At 28.4% G+C, this 18881-nt stretch carries 14 protein-coding genes; 1 reads left to right on the forward strand and 13 read right to left on the reverse strand.

Translation table 11 applies throughout. The annotated features are described in order from the left end of the window. The 4 genes from KQI41_RS14890 to KQI41_RS14905 all read right to left on the reverse strand — a co-directional run bounded on the left by KQI41_RS14890 (position 1) and on the right by KQI41_RS14905 (position 6166). Positions 1-369: a BlaI/MecI/CopY family transcriptional regulator gene (locus KQI41_RS14890; protein ID WP_154438850.1), complete on the reverse strand. Its 369-nt coding sequence runs from the start codon at positions 367-369 to the stop codon at positions 1-3. A gap of 244 nt (positions 370-613) precedes the next feature. After that, entirely contained in the window at positions 614-2740 is a 2127-nt protein-coding gene (locus KQI41_RS14895; protein ID WP_229768469.1) for a DEAD/DEAH box helicase, read from the reverse strand. Next, positions 2740-4068 (reverse strand): ATP-binding protein, encoded by a 1329-nt coding sequence (locus tag KQI41_RS14900; RefSeq protein ID WP_154438852.1) that lies wholly within the window; start codon positions 4066-4068, stop codon positions 2740-2742. Before KQI41_RS14900 ends, KQI41_RS14895 begins: the two co-directional genes overlap by 1 nt. Continuing rightward, entirely contained in the window at positions 4058-6166 is a 2109-nt protein-coding gene (locus tag KQI41_RS14905) for an NINE protein (RefSeq protein ID WP_154438853.1), read from the reverse strand. Before KQI41_RS14905 ends, KQI41_RS14900 begins: the two co-directional genes overlap by 11 nt. Positions 6167-6621: 455 nt before the next feature. Between KQI41_RS14905 and KQI41_RS14910 the strand changes: the two genes are divergently transcribed. After that, positions 6622-7815 (forward strand): saccharopine dehydrogenase family protein, encoded by a 1194-nt coding sequence (locus tag KQI41_RS14910; RefSeq protein WP_154438854.1) that lies wholly within the window; start codon positions 6622-6624, stop codon positions 7813-7815. Positions 7816-8103: 288 nt separating this feature from the next. Here the strand turns inward: KQI41_RS14910 and KQI41_RS14915 are convergent, their stop codons facing one another. The 9 genes from KQI41_RS14915 to KQI41_RS14955 form a co-directional block, all read right to left on the reverse strand. Then, the gene (locus tag KQI41_RS14915) at positions 8104-9015 is read right to left on the reverse strand and encodes a sensor histidine kinase (protein ID WP_154438855.1); all 912 of its coding nucleotides are present in this window, start codon (positions 9013-9015) and stop codon (positions 8104-8106) included. A gap of 39 nt (positions 9016-9054) precedes the next feature. Then, entirely contained in the window at positions 9055-11691 is a 2637-nt protein-coding gene (locus tag KQI41_RS14920; RefSeq protein ID WP_216585588.1) for an ABC transporter permease, read from the reverse strand. Then, complete coding sequence (locus KQI41_RS14925; protein ID WP_154438856.1) at positions 11678-12370, reverse strand: ABC transporter ATP-binding protein; 693 nt, start codon at positions 12368-12370, stop codon at positions 11678-11680. Before KQI41_RS14925 ends, KQI41_RS14920 begins: the two co-directional genes overlap by 14 nt. Before the next feature lie 38 nt (positions 12371-12408). Continuing rightward, on the reverse strand, positions 12409-13149 hold the full coding sequence (locus KQI41_RS14930; RefSeq protein WP_216585589.1) for an ABC transporter permease: 741 nt from the start codon (positions 13147-13149) through the stop codon (positions 12409-12411). Continuing rightward, a complete protein-coding gene (locus tag KQI41_RS14935; RefSeq protein ID WP_154438857.1) occupies positions 13149-14051 on the reverse strand; it encodes an ABC transporter ATP-binding protein in 903 nt (300 codons plus the stop codon). The genes KQI41_RS14930 and KQI41_RS14935 overlap by 1 nt, the downstream gene beginning before the upstream one ends. A gap of 120 nt (positions 14052-14171) precedes the next feature. Further along, complete coding sequence (locus KQI41_RS14940) at positions 14172-14846, reverse strand: response regulator transcription factor (RefSeq protein ID WP_154438858.1); 675 nt, start codon at positions 14844-14846, stop codon at positions 14172-14174. A 393-nt stretch (positions 14847-15239) separates the two neighbouring features. Further along, positions 15240-17027, reverse strand: a complete 1788-nt coding sequence (locus KQI41_RS14945) for a DUF262 domain-containing protein (protein ID WP_154443087.1) — start codon at positions 17025-17027, stop codon at positions 15240-15242. Between the two features lie 584 nt (positions 17028-17611). Then, positions 17612-18088, reverse strand: coding sequence for a pyridoxamine 5'-phosphate oxidase family protein (locus KQI41_RS14950; protein WP_154443088.1), 477 nt, complete (start codon positions 18086-18088; stop codon positions 17612-17614). Between the two features lie 95 nt (positions 18089-18183). Next, on the reverse strand, positions 18184-18876 hold the full coding sequence (locus tag KQI41_RS14955; RefSeq protein ID WP_216585590.1) for a hypothetical protein: 693 nt from the start codon (positions 18874-18876) through the stop codon (positions 18184-18186). Between the last annotated feature and the right edge of the window lie 5 nt (positions 18877-18881).

The raw sequence follows: 18881 nt of genomic DNA on the forward strand, positions 1-18881 counted from the left end.
TCATAACCTCCTAATCCAGTCTTTTAACTCTTTTAAGTCATTTTCATCTATCTTCTTATTATCATATAATGACGCTACTAAAGACTTTATGCTGCCACCATACATATTTTCTATAAATCCGTCAGCTTGGTAGGATTTATATTCATCTTTACTAATATTTGGAGAATAATAATTAACTCTCTTTTCTTTTCTTACATTTAATACATTTTTATCTACTAATCGCTTAGCTAATGTAAGTATAGTAGTATGTTTCCAAAAATTATCTTCTCCCAGTTTTTCAATTATATCAACTGTAGTAACTTCCCTACCCTCATTCCAAATAATTTCCATTATTTCATATTCTGCATCTGAAATTTTAATTATATCCAATCCTATCACTCCTCTTATTCTACATTATGTAGTATTGCAGTTATTTTACATCATGTAGAATACAAAGTCAAGTTTAAAGATTACCTATAAATCATTTTCTAAGGTCATCAAACTATATTTTTTTCTCAAAATAAAAAAGGTTGAAACCCCTACTTAAAAGGACTTCAAAACCTTTATTAATTACTTCCAACTAATATTAAACAACTTAAAGTATATTGGTGATTTCAAAAAATCTGACTCTAAATTAAAAGAATCCATTAAAAGTGTTAGTTACTGAATTACTCAAATATTTTTTTACTCCTTCTAAATCCAATTTATTATTAATCACATATTTAACTTTTAAATTATCTGGTAATAGTGCTCTATATTTGTTAAAAGATAAATATAATTCCACTATTTCTGGATGAGTTATTAAATATAAAAAAATATCATTTTCATTAAAATTTCTTTCCATTACCTTATTTATAGCTTCTCTTATGTTCAATCCATATATAAAGGTTTCTTTATCTTCAAGCTTATAGTTTATACTATTATTTAGCATATTTAATAAGAGCTGTAAAGTTCTATTTATTCTTGTCCCTTGAAATGTTCTAAGCCCAACTTTATCATCTTTCTCTACCCAGTGAAAACCGTCATACTTTAAATTCTCTTCTGAAAGCTTTAATAAGACCTCTTTAATGTCATCATTATAGCACTCCCAATGCCCCTCATTCTTCAATATAGTTTTCATTCGATTTCTTATTTCATTGGTTATGTTACCACCATCTCCAAAAAACATAGGTGGATTTCCGTCTATGGCTTTATCTACATATATTTTTTTACCCTTCAATTCTATATCTGTTATTTTCCATATCTGTGCAGATAAAAATATATTTATTCCAATTTGTACACTAGGAGATAGTGGAATCTCTCCTATCTTTTTTTGGCTATTATAAACAGAGAAATTATTTTCTGTTTCAAAATGGGCAAAAAACTCTCTACCCCTCAATAATTTTTCTGATTCAATACCTGTTATTGCCTCATCTTCTAATATCTCTATATATTCTTTTTGTATTAAGTATTCTAATAATTCTAGGTACTCATTATCCTCTATATCTTGCCATGAATTAAATTTTTTATTTAAAGCTTTTAAATTCTCAAATGGAATTCCAGTATTCTCCAATAAAATAGATATTATTTGATGTGCCAAAACATCATAAGGTTTTATTATTGGATCAATTCTATCTATTATTCCTTCTTCATAAAGTGATAATGCAGCTAGACCTTGTAGTAATGACCATTCATCAGTTGCAATAAAATGTAATACGTTTTTTCTTTCTCTTCTACCACTTCTTCCTAATCTTTGACCTAAGCTTGCTACGGAGTGTGGAGCGTTATATTGAACTATACTATCTACCGAACCTATGTCTATTCCTAATTCCAAAGTAGATGTACAACATATGGAGAATAATTCCTCTTTACTATTCTTAGCAAAATTTTCTGCAGTAAGTCGCGTATCCTTACTTACTGCAGAATGATGAGCAAAATATCTAGTGTTTGAACCCATCTTTTGTGCTAATCTACTGAGACTCACTGATAATCTTTCTACTTCGCTTCTTGCATTTGGAAAAATCAACATGGATTCTCTTTGCGAGTAATCGTATATCTCATTTAATGCTTCAATTGATTCTTTTTTTATATTTGATTTATAATAGCTCTTGGTAACTTCTAAAGGATTTTTACTACTATCTAATAATACATCTGTATCTCTATTGCTGATAAAAAAATTCTTAACTATCTTATAATCTTCTCTATTTAAAGTAGCTGACATACCTATAAATCTAGGTTCTTTTGTCATATATAGTTTTGTTCTTTCCATCAGGGACTTTAACTGTATACCCCTATTATTTTCTAGAAAGCTATGTATTTCATCAACTATTATCCATTCCGTACCATTAAAAAGACTCTTTGCTTCTCCTGATTTCAAAGATAACATAGCCTCCATAGATTCTGGAGTTATTAAAAGTATTCCTTGTGGCCTTTTCAACAACTTATTTTTCTTAGACTTAGATGCTTCTCCATGCCAAGATGTTACAGGTATATTCATATAATCACATAAATCATGTATTCTTTTAAATTGATCATTTATAAGTGCTATTAAGGGAGATATATACATAATTTTAAGACCAGAATCCCAGTTTTCTATTGCGTTTATAGCTGGTAAAAACGCTGCTTCTGTTTTTCCTGAAGCAGTAGGTGCAGCTAATATTAAATTATTTTCCGTATCATTGACACGTTTTATTGATGCCTCTTGTATTTTTCTTAATGCCTCCCAACCTTCATCATATATATATTCTCTAATTTCTCTTCGCAACAAGTTATAGCTGCTCATCATAGAACCTCAATATCATCATCTTTATTAGCTTCATCCTTGGTTACTGGCATAGGTTCTTTACCAAACTTTCCATAAACTATACTTTCAATCTCTTCATCTGGATTTTGCCTAATTAAATCCAGTACTTCTAGATAATCCTTAATAACTGCACGTGGAGTTAAAAATTCAGCTGCACCTGGTCTGTTTAATTGTTCTTCCATATATATTTGTATATTTTCAGTTGTCATGGATATATTTTTTCTATAGTGTATATTATAAATACTATTTAGATTATCAAGTAATGTATATATCTCTTCTACAGTCAAAGGTTTGAGTAGCAAAGCAGTTTTATTTGTATTTATTAATCTTGAATTTAAGTTACCATCACTTCCTAATCTTCCTTTTAAAGCACCATAACTAGACATACCACGATGTTCATCAAATATAGTCTTTCTTGTAGCTCCAAAATTTATAAATAATCCTCTTGCAGTATTGGATTTACATTCATTAAATATATTTAGTATCTTTTCATAATTCCTTTCTCTTGTCTGAGCCATAGGCAATTTATATAAATTAACAGCCTCATCAAAATTTACTACAAATCCTGAATATCCTATATCAGAAAATAATTCTGCTAAATTTTTAATAGCATCATACCAATTGTCATCATTTATTATTCTTTCTATTCCTAATTCTCTTTTAGATTCAGTTCTAGTGTCTATATCTCCACGTATCCATCTTAGAGCCTTTAACTTCAACACTTTATTATCTTCTGCTATACCTTCATAATATTTAGAAATAGCCTGTCCTAATTCATAAGATAGTCCTACTGATTTAAAACAACTAGTAATATTTAGTATTTCATTTTCTACAATTTTTTTATTTTCTATCATTAACAATTGATTAATAGGTATATTGTCTCTCTCAGATATGTTTGTGATAATCCTATTTATCCATTCTTCTATTATAGTATTTATAGCATTGCCGTCTTGCGAGGTCTGTATAACTATATTATTTATTATCTCATTATATAGAGACTTTGCTTTACCATCAGATGAATAGAATCTTCTTGTAGGTGTTAAATCCACTGTAGATACAACAAAGTTCTTTTGTACAGCAATAGATTCTATGGTTCTTAGCATAAAACTTTTTCCACTACCAAAATCTCCTATCCAAAATCTTATGTCACTGCCGCCTTGAGTTATAGATTCTAAAATTGAAATAATCTCCTGAACCTCTTCATTTCGTCCGACTAAAAGATGTTGAATTCCTCTTCGTGGTACTACTCCTCCCTCTAGTGCCTTTATAATATTATCAGCTTCCTTAGGATTTACCCTATTCTTCATTTTTTATCAACTCCCTTACCATATCTACATAAAATTCATCTATCTTAATGTAATCATCGTCAATTATTATAGTTTGATCCTGTATATATTCATATAATTCACGATTAACTTCACTTATAAAAGCATTTAATAAAGTGCCATTATCCATAGCTATTCTTTTTCCATCTTCAATCTTCATAGCACCTATATTTAATATCAAATTTAAAAATTCACCATACTTAAAATCTAATTTATCGTCAATTTCTTCTACTATTTTTTCTATTGGATTCTTATTTTCAGTTTCAATTATTTTATCTTCATTTTCCCCTATGTATTCTTGTACAATATTTACAGTTTCAGTAAGCTCCTTCTTCGATAATTCAACTTTGTTCATATCCAATTCTATCTTCTTTCTAATGGGCATCGTAAGTTCTACTAATCTATTTAATAACTCCATAGATAATGCTATTTTGTCCTCTACAAGTTCTTTATATATGGATAAGTTACTGGAATATATAATACTTTCCAACAACTTAATATTTTTTTGACTTAAATTTTCCTGCTTTCCTATTCCATATAAAGACAACAATAGTAACTCCTTATAATCCGATTTTTTAATTATCTCTTTTGCTATCTTTAAAAAATTTTCATCTTGTTCATAACTTATTAAATCCTTTAACCCCATATCAATATCAGCCATCAATATCTTTTCTGCTTTTAGTTTCCAATCACTAGGCCTTTTTTCAATCATTTCATTTAATATATTTTCTATCTCTTTTCTACTTATACCTTTTTTATACTCTATAATTTTATTATTTATGTCCTTTACAACTTCTTTTGGTAAGTACTTATCGATATTCTCTTGATCATTAGTAATATTTAAAATCTGAGTATTGGGAATAACTTCTCTTAATGTATTCTCTGAAATCTTTATTAGTGATGCTAAAATATTTTCATTTTCATAATCTATATAGTACCTATATTCTCCATCAATTATCTTTTTAAGAACATCTTTTTTCTTTTTTATCCATTTTACATCTGCTTCTAATCCATTAGATATGGATTCCCATAATACCAAATATAAACTTATAATTTTTTTCTTTGCACTATAAATATCCCATACTATTGTATTTCTTGATGGAGTAGCTGTTAAAACATTTAGGTCTTTAGTATTAAATTCCATGTTTTTCCTAAGCTTCCCATCATTATCCCACCATTTTTTTGGCAATCCATTTTCTGTTAGATTGAAATAGATTAATACCTCGTCCATTGGAGGTGCTACATTCTTTTCAAGCCCTTGTGCTTTAGCAAATACTTTATCTCTAATATCTTTTCCTAAATGTTCTTCTAGTATTCCATATGAATATCCAGGATCATAATAATCATATCCTCCACTATATGCTTTGGTTACATGACCTTCTGATATACAATAAATGGTATATAAAATATTGTTATAACGTCCTCCCTCTTCTAATATCCTCTTTATTTCCTTGTTGAGAGATATTTGTTTTTTTCTTAATTCTTCATCAAGGTAATTACATAGTTTCTCATAAAATTTTATAGTTTCATCTTTAACTTGAGATATTTCCATTATGTACCTTTCATAAGGTATATCTAGCTTCTTTGTCCAATTATTTTGATATTTATTACTTGATTTTGTTTCTGTATGTATCTTTTTAGGTTCAATATGAGATACTTCAATTATCTCTATTTCATTTATTTTTTCCTTTTCATTTAGTCCATCTCTCGTCTCTTTTCCATCCATATTAATTTTTTCTTCATCAGTTACTCTCTGTAGTTTGTCCATATATTCATTATTACTAATACTATTATTTATAAGTTTATCTTTCAACCATCCTATTCCCTTAATTATATATATCACTCCTTCTATAAAAGATAATAACAGTAATATAGCAACAATATTTGCATCTCCAAATTGTAAAGAAGTAATGACTATTATACAAAATATAAAACCAGTTAGCTTTCTTTTAAGATAAAATCTATGTACTCCAAAGATTCCTAAAAATATTGATAATAGTCCTGCTATGAAAGGATTTTTATTGATTTCTTTAAATTCAATCACACTAACAAAATAGTTTGTTTTTTTACTAATCTGCATAACCTATATCCCCCTTTCTTTAAACCTCATTAACTTGAAACCTTCCCATTAAACTATATTATAATTTATAGATAATTTTTTGTCCATTATAGGAATAATAAGTATATAAAGTGATATGAGCTAAATTTGATTATTAATTACTCTAAACTTAAACTTATACAACATAAAACAAACCCTATAACAGCTATTTTTAGCAATTATAAGGTTTATCTCTTATTTAAAGTTTATTGATTAAATAAATAAATTCCTTAAAATCTTCTAAGTTATTTTCTATAACTTTTTAAAGTATATTAAAATTAATACTTTGATAATTATGATGGATAGGTTACACTAAATAAGACAAATAAGTTAATTGACACTATCCCTTAACAGTTAGACTTTTCCAATTACTGGTGATATAATATTAACAATAAGGTGATAATAAAATACGTTAAAACTATTTAAGGGGGATTATTATGAAATTAGTTGTATTAGGTGGAGCAGGTTCTCAAGCACTTTATGGAATTAGGGATTTAATCAATCATGGTAGTATCTTTGACGAGGTAATAATTTCATCTCGTAATCTTGAAAAGAACAAGAAAATCGTAGAAAGTCTTAACTCACCAATAGTAAAAGCTGCAGAAGTTGACGTTTCTGATGAGGAAGCCTTATACGAACTTATAAAGGATTGTGATGTAGTTGCTAACTGTACAGGTCCTTATCATGTTCTTGCATATAAGATTATAGAAACTACAATAAAGGCTGGAAAACACTATATTGATTTCTGCGATGATATTGAAGCATTTCATAAAATATTTGAATCAGACTTACCAAAGAAAGCTGAAGAAAAAAATCTTAGTATGATAATGGGTCTTGGTGCAAGTCCAGGTTTTCTATCAGTACTAGCATGTAGTGCAGAGCAACGTTACTTTGACTCACTAAATGAAGCTATATTTTACTTTGCATGTGACGAGAAAGAACCAGGTGGCCCTGCAGTACTTGGACATATGTTGGAATGTGTACACAATGCTCCATATATTAAAAACGGAGAAAAATTAAATGAACCTTCATTCCGTGAAGAATGGGATTTTGATTTTGGTGAACCATATGGTGTTCGTAAAGTCACTAGAATAGGCCATCCTGAAGTATTTACATTCCCAAAATACTCACCAGGAATTCAAAACATATCTGTAAGATTCAGCCTTGAACCAGTATCAGCATACGAAGGCTTTAAAGACCTTAGCTTAGCAGGCCTTACGTCTAATTATCCACTTGATATCAATGGTAATCCTGTATCACCTCGTGATTTTGCACTAGCCGTATTATTAGCACAAAAAGCAAGCAAACCAGCAATGACAGAAGAAGAACTTAAGGAATTTTTAAAAGGAGTTACTGCATGTGCAGCCACAGAGCTACATGGTAAAAAAGATGGTAAAAGTGCGTCTTATATAGGAAGGGTAGCAGGAAACATGGCTCCACTTACAGCAATACCACTGATTATCGGTGCTGAAATGTTAGCCAAAGGTGAAATAACTAAAAAAGGTATTATGGTAGCTGAAGAAGCTATAGAAAATGCAGATAAATTTGTAAAAGAAACAGTAAAGAGAATCCGTGAAGATGGATTTGGATTTACTATTAACGAAGAACTTACTGTTAGAGAAGTATATTAATAGTAAACAAATTTCTTAAATTTTTTCACAAAAATTAAATCAAGTTTTTTCATAATCAATGGTCATTAGTTCGCCAATTATATTGTTTGTAAAATATTATTAGACTCTAGTATATATTAACCTATCATTAATTTCATGAGTGTTATTAATGATAGGTTAACATAATTGCTGGAGTTTTTATATTTGTAAATTTTAACTAGTACAACAAGTTAATTTATCTATACTCATACTCATATTATTATAATATGCCTCCTACATTCTGGGTCTAAAATGAACTTTCATTTATTTTTATTCAGCTTTAGGCAAAGAAACAGATATGGAAAATTTCCCATCATTATAAAAGGCTGCTATTCTTCCATTAAACTGCATCGTAATTTCTTTAGCTATTGTCAAACCTAAACCAGTATTGTTTTTATTTCTAGCTTGATCCTTTGTATAAAAACGATTAAATATTATATCTAAATCCTCCCTAGTCATTGGGTCACTAATATTAGAAAAGGTAAAAATATAACTTTCTTCTTCAATTATCTGAAAAGAATATTCTCCTTTACCATGTATAATTGAATTAAATAATATATTAGAAAAGATTCTTTTTAATCCTTGTTCATCTCCTAATATTATACATTGTTTTTCTAATAATTTAACAATGGGCTCCTCTCCTTTTTTATTAAAATCATCATAATACATTGTAAGAGTGTCTATAAAAACTTTTTTTGCATCTATAGGTACATTTTCATAAGTAGTTTCCCCTGATTCAATACGTACATATTCAAATAATTGTTCCAGAAGTATTTGAACCATATTTTGTCTTTCTAATACTATCTTTAAATATTCTTGTTTTTCTTCTTCTGTAACATTTGTCTGAAGCAATTGAACATATCCACGGGCAGTGGTAAGTGGCGTCCGTAAATCATGTGCAATATTTGTTATTCCTTTTCTGAATTTCATATTCAATCTTTTGATTTGTATACGAGATGATCTTATGTCCTTAATTAATCTGTTCAGTATATTTACTAACTGTAAAATATCTTTCTGTCTTGCTTTTACTGTTAGAAGTCCATTAGTGTCAGTAATATTCATAATTTCTACTAATTGTTTAGTTATATGTTTAATATTCATACGATAATATAAATGATAAATAATTAGTATAATTAATAAAAATATAAGAAAAAAAGTTGTAACTACCCAAATATCTCCCATATTATGCTCCTTTACCTTAGTCAACTCATATCTATAATTCTATAATACTTCATCTCTCATTGATTCTATAATATTACTTCTTTTTACTGACCTAGAAGAAATCCAATATGAAAAAGATATAGCCATAAATATTAGTATAGCATATATTAAGATTGATTTACTTGGAAAAACACTTATATATTCACCCCATGTTATCGGTGTTAAATTTAACATGTACCAACAGATAATAAACACTATAGGTATACTAATAAGAATCGGCATTAATGCAAATAGCAAACCTTCTAATGTAAGCATTTTATTTAATCCTTTTGGAGTTAGTCCTATTGACCTTAACATAGCAAATTCTTTTTTACGTAATCTCATATTATTTGTAACAATAGAAAACGCATTAAAAATACCAATTATACCAATCATCAATGCAATAGCAGAAATACTAATCTTAATTGCCTGCTGAACTAATTCCTTATGATTTTTTTCTTCTAATAAAGTCCATATACTAAAATCTTCTGCGCCTAAATAAGAACTTGCAATTTGTATTAGTTCTTTCTTTACTCTTGGACTAGCATCGTCTCCTACTAACAAACTAATTGACATTCTGTTAGATTCTAAAATACGTTCTGAGGAAAAATCATCAACTATTTTTATATACTTTTCCATGGGTACTATTAAAGCTAAATTGTATCTATTACTATTTATTTCAGTAGGATATTTATCTGTAATATCACTTATTTTTATATCAAAATTATTATTCGTACGCATAGAATCATCTATTTTTTCGTATAGCCACATTTGACTACCTTCTTTTATATTTAATAAGGGCACTTCCTCTGTTATTTTGGAATCATCAAAAGTATGATATGTTGCATTTATCAATATACCTGATACTGTACTTTCTGTATTATATTTTTCATAGTCAGCTCCAATGTCTTTACAATATTTCTTAAATGATTCATCACTTAATCCTACTAGATTAACTATGATCCTATATTTATCATCTTCTTTTAATACATTATACTTATTACTATTTATCCCTGACAATCCCCCTAAAGATGAAAAAATATGGGACTCATTTTCTGAACCTACATATATTGCAGTACGCACCTGCCTTCTAATAACACTATCTTTGACTTCTGCCATTAAAGTAATCTTATTAATCATTTCAATATCTGGTTCATCAGCAATATTTAAATCAAGAGTAATATCATGACTAAGCTCTTTATCATTTTTAGAATCAGCTAAATTATATATTGAAATAATATTAATATAACTAGCTATCAAAACAAAGGACATTGTGAGAGAAAGTATTACAACACGTAAACTCTTCTTATTGGCATAAAATCGTGAACTTGCCAATTCACCTTCTATTCCAAAAAAATTCTTATTTACTAAATATGGTTTTGGCTTTTTAATTTTTATTACTTGACTATTTTGAAGTATTCCAGAAACAGCTGGTACTTTTGCTACTTTTCTTGCTGGAATATATGCTGAAACTATTACTGTAATTAATGAGAGAGCTAACGAAAAAACAATGGCGATCCAAGAAAAACTAATCTGCATACTCTTATAATCTTCCATAAGACTTAGAATTCCATTAACTTTAGAAAATACAAGATTACTAAATATATATCCTATTATTAAACTAAGCGGTAGCTGTATAACCCACAACAATAATCCCTCATAAAGAACTGAAAGCTTAATTTGTTTTGGTGTGGCTCCTAAACTTTTTAAAATACTTAATTCCTTAATTCGACTGTTAGCTGATAATGCAAACGCATTATAAATAATAAGAATAAATGCCCCCATAATTAATAAAATCATAATTACAACTATAGCTAAAATTAAAATTAATTGAATATTTGTAGTATTTTTATCGCTTATTCCATATAAATTCAGTAACATGGTGTTATATCTAACTTCATATTGTCCATATTCATTTTTATCTAATCCAACGGACTCAGCAATGTCTGGTAATTCCTTATATATTTTACGAGGATTTTTAAAATTCATATAAACTGTAAGTCCATCAGTTGGAAGAATATCTAGGGTATCCAAATATCCCATAGCAATATATCCTGGAAATAAAGAAATTCCTGATATATCTAACTTTCCAACTATTGTATAAGTCTTAGTTTCTAATGCTTCAAAGGTTTCCCCTTCTTGTTTATAGGCATTAGTTGAAAGTATTTCATTATTTAACATACGATTGCCTACTGGCAATATTAACTTATCACCAACTTTATATTGTGGATTATCTGTAAAAAATAGTTTTGATATAACAATTTCTCCAGATTCTTCTGGAAGCCTTCCTTCTAAAACAGAATTCTTAAAGTTCATATTATTCCAGAAATCTTTATTTGCATCTCTCGACAACAAATATGGGCGTTTTGCATCATGAAGTTCTGCTGTGTACCAATTTCCTTTAATCATTGTAGATTCCACGTCTGGATTTTCTGTAATATGTTTTAGTTTTTCCCCAAAAACAGGTGCCATTATTTCTCCTTGCCAATATCCATACTCATCAATTGTTACATTTAATTTTGACTCCCACATTGAGTATAGAAAAATACATAGTGAAAATAATAATACTGAAGCAATTGTAATAGCTACTAATATGGAAATTGTATGTCTTTTATTATTTTTCAAATGCTCATATGTGTATTCATTAATAATTTTCATGACTTATCACCTTGTCTGATACTACTTTTCCATCAATTATTGTAAGCATTCTGTCTGCCGATAATGCAACTTCCTCATCATGTGTTATCATTATTATTGTTTGATTGTATTCCTTGTTTGAACGTTTTAATAATTCAAGAATTATTTTGCTATTCTTACTATCTAGATTTCCAGTAGGTTCATCTGCTAAGATAATTGATGGCTTATATATTAATGCCCTTCCTATGGCAACTCTTTGCTGTTGTCCTCCTGATAACTGGTTGGGAAAGTGATTAAGTCTTTCATTTAAGCCAAGCATTTCTATAATCTTATGAAATTCTTCCTTATCAGGTTTAACTCCATCTAAAAGCATTGGTAAGGATATATTCTTTTCAACATTTAATGTAGGAATTAAATTATAAGCTTGGTAAATTATACCTATGTTTTTTCGTCTAAATAAAGCCGACTCCGTTTCATTCATAGATGATATGTCCGTGCCTTCTATGTATATCTTTCCTTCAGTTGGTCGGTCTACACTACCTAGCATATGAAGAAGTGTAGATTTTCCTGAGCCGCTAGGTCCAATTATTGAAACAAATTCACCTTTCATAATTTCTAAACTCAAATTGTCTAATGCATTAACCTTTTTATCCCCTACCCCATAAATTTTTGATAAATTTTCTGTTCTCAATATATCCAAAATTATCGTCTCCTTACTTTTTCAATATATACTATTAATTAATCTATATCTCTTTTTAAAAACAATAAATAAGATCCCAAAATAGTTGCCAGAACAATTAATAGAAGAACCATAGAAATCTTTACAACTACTTCTGGGCTTGAATTAAAATCAATTATAATCTTACGCATATTTCCAAGACCATATATTGTCAAAATATCTTTTTTTGTTAATAAGGCAAATAATTTTGCTATATAATCACTTCCTATAAATAATATTATAGATAGTATAACTGCAATGCCCGAACTTTTAGATAAATGAGATACAAAGGTACCAAGCCCTACTGTTGCCAAAATTATGCAAATCATTCCTAAATTCATGCGTATAAATACAATAATATTAACTTCACCTAATTCAAATAAGACTGTAAATAATAATAAATTTATAAAACCAAATCCCAACACAACTACAATAGTAATCAAAGATATTGCTATATACTGACCTAATACTAATTTCCATCTTTCTATTCCACGACAACTCATTTGGCGTATAGTCTCATTTGCATATTCAGAAGTAATTAAAAAAACCACAAATATAAGAATAATATATATGATGCCATCTGCATGATAAGATTCTTGATATGCAGAAATTCCTGTTCCTAATATTGTAGAAGATCTGATTGCACTAAGCCCTGAAATAAGTAACATAGCATTCATCATTAAAAGTACTATTAAAACTCCATAAAATACTTTGCTTTTAAATATTTTATAAATTTCACTTGAAATTACATTCATCATCATTAATCTTCTCCCATCATCTTTATAAAATAGGATTCTATATCATTGTTTTTCAAAGTTAGATTTGATACTAATACACTATTTTCAACTAAAGCTTTGTTAATTTCTTCAGGTATATCTAAAAAATCATAAATGTTGATTACCCCATTTTCTAATACTTCATAATCATTACTTTTTATAATATTTTTTATAATAGAAACTGCCTTCTCTGAGTCATTTACAACTAATGAAATACATTTTTCACAAGATTTTTCTAATTCATAGGCTGAAAGTTCATCAATAAGTTCACCATTCTTAATGACGCCATACCTTGTTGCAATTTTATCAAGTTCTCCTAAAATATGAGAAGAAATCAATATAGTAATTTCATTTTCATAATTTAGCTTTAAAAGTAATTCTCTAATTTGTTTAATTCCTAAAGGGTCTAATCCGTTAGTAGGCTCATCTAAAATAAGGAAATCAGGATTCCCAATTAATGAAATTGCAATAGATAATCGTTGTTTCATTCCCATAGAAAAAGATTTAGTTTTCTTTTTACCTGTATCTTCTAAGCCAACTAAACTTAGGATTTCTTGCGCATTACTATAATCTGTAATACCAAGAAGCTTATTATAATAAATCAAATTCTCTTTTGCTGTCATATTAGGATAAAGTGCTGGTTGTTCAATAGTAGCTCCTATCCTTTTTCTACCTTTTTTTAAATCACTGCTTCCAAAAAGCTTAATATCTCCTTGACTCTGACTAGCTAAACCACATATCATTTTCATAATTGTGGTCTTCCCTGCACCGTTTTTACCTATTAAACCATAAATATCGCCTTTCTCAATATTGAGACTAACTTTATTTACAGCTTTTTCTTTTCCATATTTTTTTGTTAAACTACAGGTTTGTAATACTGATTTCATATACTTTCCTCCTTACTTTTTTTGCAAGTCAAAGTATTATTTTACTCTATATTTGAATTATAAAGGAAAGGTATTAAAATAAGATTAAGAATTTATCAAGAAAGTATCAAGTTTTATAAATTAATTATCCTCCATCTTATAGCCTATACCCCAAACTGTTTTTATATATGATTCACCATTTTTTAATTTATTACGAAGATTGCTGACATGTACTGTTACAACTCTATCTTCAAAAAGATACTCTTCAGACCAAACCGATTCAAATATATTTTGTTTAGTAAATACTTTCTTAGGATTACTAATTAAAAGTTCTAATATTTTATACTCTTTTATAGTAAGCTCAATAGGCTCACTATTAATAGTTACTATATGATTTTCACTATCTAAGACTAAATCTTTAAATTTATATATATATGCTTTATCTGGCAAAGAGACTTTATCCATTCTTCTTAAAACTGCTGATATTCTTACAATTAGTTCCTCATTATTAAATGGCTTTGTTATATAATCATCAGCTCCATTTCTCATTAATTCAAGCTTAGTATCTAAGTCATCTTTTGCTGATACACATATAACAGGAATCTTCAGTTTATTAATTTTAGTCAAAACCTCTTCTCCGCTTAATCCTGGCAGCATTAAGTCTAATAACACTAAAGAAAAAGATTCTTTTTCTAATAGCAAAAGTGCTTCTGTACCAGAAAATGCAGGTACTACTTCGTATTTATTCTTTTTTAGTAAAGTTTGGATCATCTTATTGATTTGAGAATCATCCTCTATTATTAATATTTTATTCATTCATATTTCACCCTTTCATAAATAACTCAATTAACTGAATTTTTAGTTCATTTTGTGTGTATTTTACTATCACTCAATAACTTCCATAGTCTTTTATGGTTTATATTCATTTATCTTTGCTTCTTTTTAGATTCTTAATTTATATTATATATTAATCTACATCAAATTCCAGCAAACTGCATTAATTATATGCACATCCTCAAGTTTCATTATGTGTCTACAAATCCTCTCATACTTAATTGGTCATATGATATACTTATATAAAATAAACCTTATAACTTCTAGGAATTATAAGGTTTATCTTTTATTTAAAGTTTATTGATTAAATAAACTCTAAGTTATTTTCTATAACTTTTTTAGCTGTATTTAAATATTAAAATATCTTTTTAGATTCTATAATTTATTAAAATCAATACCTTTTTTCTGCATTTTTTTAATAAGCTCTTGCTCCTCTTCAGTTAAATTTATAGTCCCCTTTTTATTATCATCTTGGGATAAAAAATTTTCTTCATTTAGTCCCCATGACTTCAATAATAAAATAAATTCATCTGCAATTCTAATATTTCTATCTCTAATCTCTTCTAAACCCCAATCATTATGATTTTGTGAAAGTTTAAGTAATATTTTCACTTTGGATTTGTTATAGCTTTCTTTCTTCTTTTGAAAATATCCATTACTTGCAATAATATTCAATTTCTTTTCAAAAGGTATTTTATTTCCTATATTTTCTATAGTTTTTATAACTTCTTCATCAGTATTATTTGGGAAATAACTGTTTTGCCATTTTGTAGGAAATATATGTTCTATTTCCCATCTTTCAGGAAGTAATTCATCTTGTTCTTCATAAGTTATGGCTTTTAAAATCATACGTACCGTATTTCTATGTGGTGTTTTCATATTTTCCCTTAATTCGTTCTCATTAATTCTTGAAAATTCAAACTTCGGCTTTGAAGATTTGATTATTTCTGAATTTAAATTTAAGATACTACCTTTTACTGCATTAATTGTAGGTGTAATGATATATTTAGCGGATAGTTCTGCAAATAATTTTCTTAAAAATTTTAAAAATATATATTCAAAATCTTCTTCTTCACTATATTTCAAATAATAAATTATAACTGGATACTTCCAAAATTCATTAGGATAAGACAATAATAAGTCAAGAGCCTGTTTTATTTCAATATTAGAAGACCAACTACATCCCTCAACTTCTATTCGATTATTAACTACTACCCATAATGTCATCATTTTTTCTATATTATCTAAAACCTCGTCTTTAAATAGCTGCTCAAAATTATTCCTGGAATAATACTTTCTCATACCTGGAGTAGTGGTTTTCCTATCATTTTCAAGGGCCCTCAAATAAAACATATAATAATAAAATAAGTTTTGAATATTTTCATTTGTATTAGCTGCTTCTTCATCTAGTGATTTCCATTTTTCAATAAATTCTGATTTATATTCTGGCTTCAAATTGTTATACATTTTTGCTTTAAAAATATCAGAATCAGATAATGCTAGTCCCCTATCATTTAATGTTGAAAAAATAGTAAGTGCAGTATCCTGTGAATCAGCAGTAATTGGTAGTAAAATTGCTTTATTTAAAATATTTCTGATAAACCAATAAAAAAGTTCTGGTTCACTGGTTGCATATTTTTCAATTAATTCTTTAAACAATTTATAATTTAGTGTATAATTATCATTGGTTTCTCCAGTTTTACCACTAGTTAGAATCTCCATAAATATTTTATTTCCCTCATCCTTCATTACTTTTGATTCTATCAATATTTTTTCAAAATCAACCTCTGCTGTTAATTCATCTTGTTGCCATAGTGCTGATTCAATTTGATTTTTAAAGTTCCTAACTTCTGGTGTTTCAGTCATTGAATTCAATTTTGCATATATAGCTCTAAGTAATAAAAATAGAGAAGTTATTCTTTGTTGTCCATCTATAATTTCTTGTTCACCATTTTCATTTTCATATGATACTATGGTTCCTAGAAAATAATTAGTTTCATTATCATTTTCAGTATATTCTATAAGATCATCAAATAACGTTTTAATTTCATCATCAGTCCACGCATAAGGCCGTTGGTATTCTGGAATAATGAATTTTTTCTTTTTTCCTGTCTCAAGTAATTCTTTAACACTCTTTTTATTAACTTCTATTGCAGTTGCCATCTTATACCTCATTCCTTATTAATATTATATTAAATTGAAACATTCTACCCCAACATAAATCAATTATTTGCTATAACAAATTCACTTTCTATACAGCTCATTTCCATAACCGTCATCTTCTCAATGTCTATAATTAAATTCTATCCTAGATACTTAATCTTTGCAACGATTAAGGCAATATTTTATTGTCAGATACTAATATAAGTAATACGAAAGATAATTCGTGACATGGATATAAATATTCAAAATGAGAACTATACCAACAATATTAGTAATTCCAATTCATAAAAAGATGCAAATTTTGTTTACTTATTAAACTAAATTTATAATAATGTCTGCAATAAATTTGACCTTGAAAAGGTAAATAATGCAATTAAAAAACTGACCCAATTGTTAAATAATAATTTATTAGGAAGAAGTTTAATATTTTTTTGAACCAAAATAGAGAAATAAGAATAAAAAAAACCTACTTATTGATTTTTATATAGTCAATTTTTTAGGTTTTTTTCTTTTTATATTACTTATCTTCTTTTAATTTAATATATGCTACCATTAATTGCCATATCCTTAAATGTCTTGCGCATTTATTTCGCTTCTTTCTTAGCAAAGTCAACTTTATAATGCCATTCACCGTATTTTTTGTCATTATCAGTTATGGTTCCTCCCGTAAGGGTGATACGCAGAACGATTGAGTCAGGATTGTCTTCGTCACCATGGGCATCGAACCATGTGAAGATTTTTTTCATCTTTGCTCTTATTTCCGTGTTTCTTTCGTCCTTTACCCAACCAAGATTTTCAGCAGTTCCTTGAGCAACAAACAAGTCTAATCCACAAATGGAAATCTCGTTATTTTTCTCAATTTCCAGCATTTTATTTTTATTAGCGTCTGTAGAAACATAAAACACGCCGTTTTCATAATAAGCGTCAACCATACGGACAGCAGGGCGAGGATTGCCGACGGTATTCGAGGACAATGCAATAGTTGCAAGAGCAATAATGTTATCCTTACCGTTTCCGCAGTATTCTTCCATAAGTTTCATTGCATTTTCATACTTGTTCATGATAATTCCTCCATCTTTTTTTATTTCCCTACGGCTTCTATCATACTTTGCATTTCTAAATTACTTAAATAATGCATTGAAAATTCCCTGTATTTTTATATTCCTTCTCTTAGCTTAATGGGAAAATATCTTTGCATTTGTTTATAGCCAAGTCCTTTTTCTATGTCTCTATAGGCAATATCTCTTCCATCTTCATACAAATAAGGCATATTGAACATAACATTGCGATCTTTGTCAAGTTCAAAATTTGTGCTTTCAACCCATCGCCGAACTTTATCTTCCACTTTGTGTATACTCTCGTTATCTTCGTCAATACTGACTGCCATGGCATATAAACCTCCTGGAAAATCGAACAATTTAAAAGGGCTTACATCTGCATTGGTAACACCATCTTTAACGGCACATATCCATTGGGCTTTATCATTTTCAGACAGCAAAAAATCAAAACAATCAAAAATCACACTTTTATACAAATGACAATACTGCCACAATTGGTACATATATCCCCCTTCTTTGAACATCTCCCCCCAAGGTTGACTTCCGCACGTTACCGCTTTAAATTCTGGTATCCTAACAACCATTATATCAGGAATTTTCTTATCTAATTTTTCCGTTATTTCAATCAAACGGTTTATATTGGAGGGTTTGCCGATATAGTTAACGCTTATCAACTGCATTTCAATGCCTTTAGCCTTGTTATATAGCAGTTTTATGTCGGAATTGTCTGCAAAGTTCACTCGTTCGATTTCCCGTATAAAATCCAGCACGATTTCTTTCAACTCATGCAAAAGCG

Origin of the sequence: Tissierella pigra, assembly GCF_018917845.1 — a bacterium.
Classification (GTDB): Bacteria; Bacillota; Clostridia; order Tissierellales; family Tissierellaceae; genus Tissierella; species Tissierella pigra.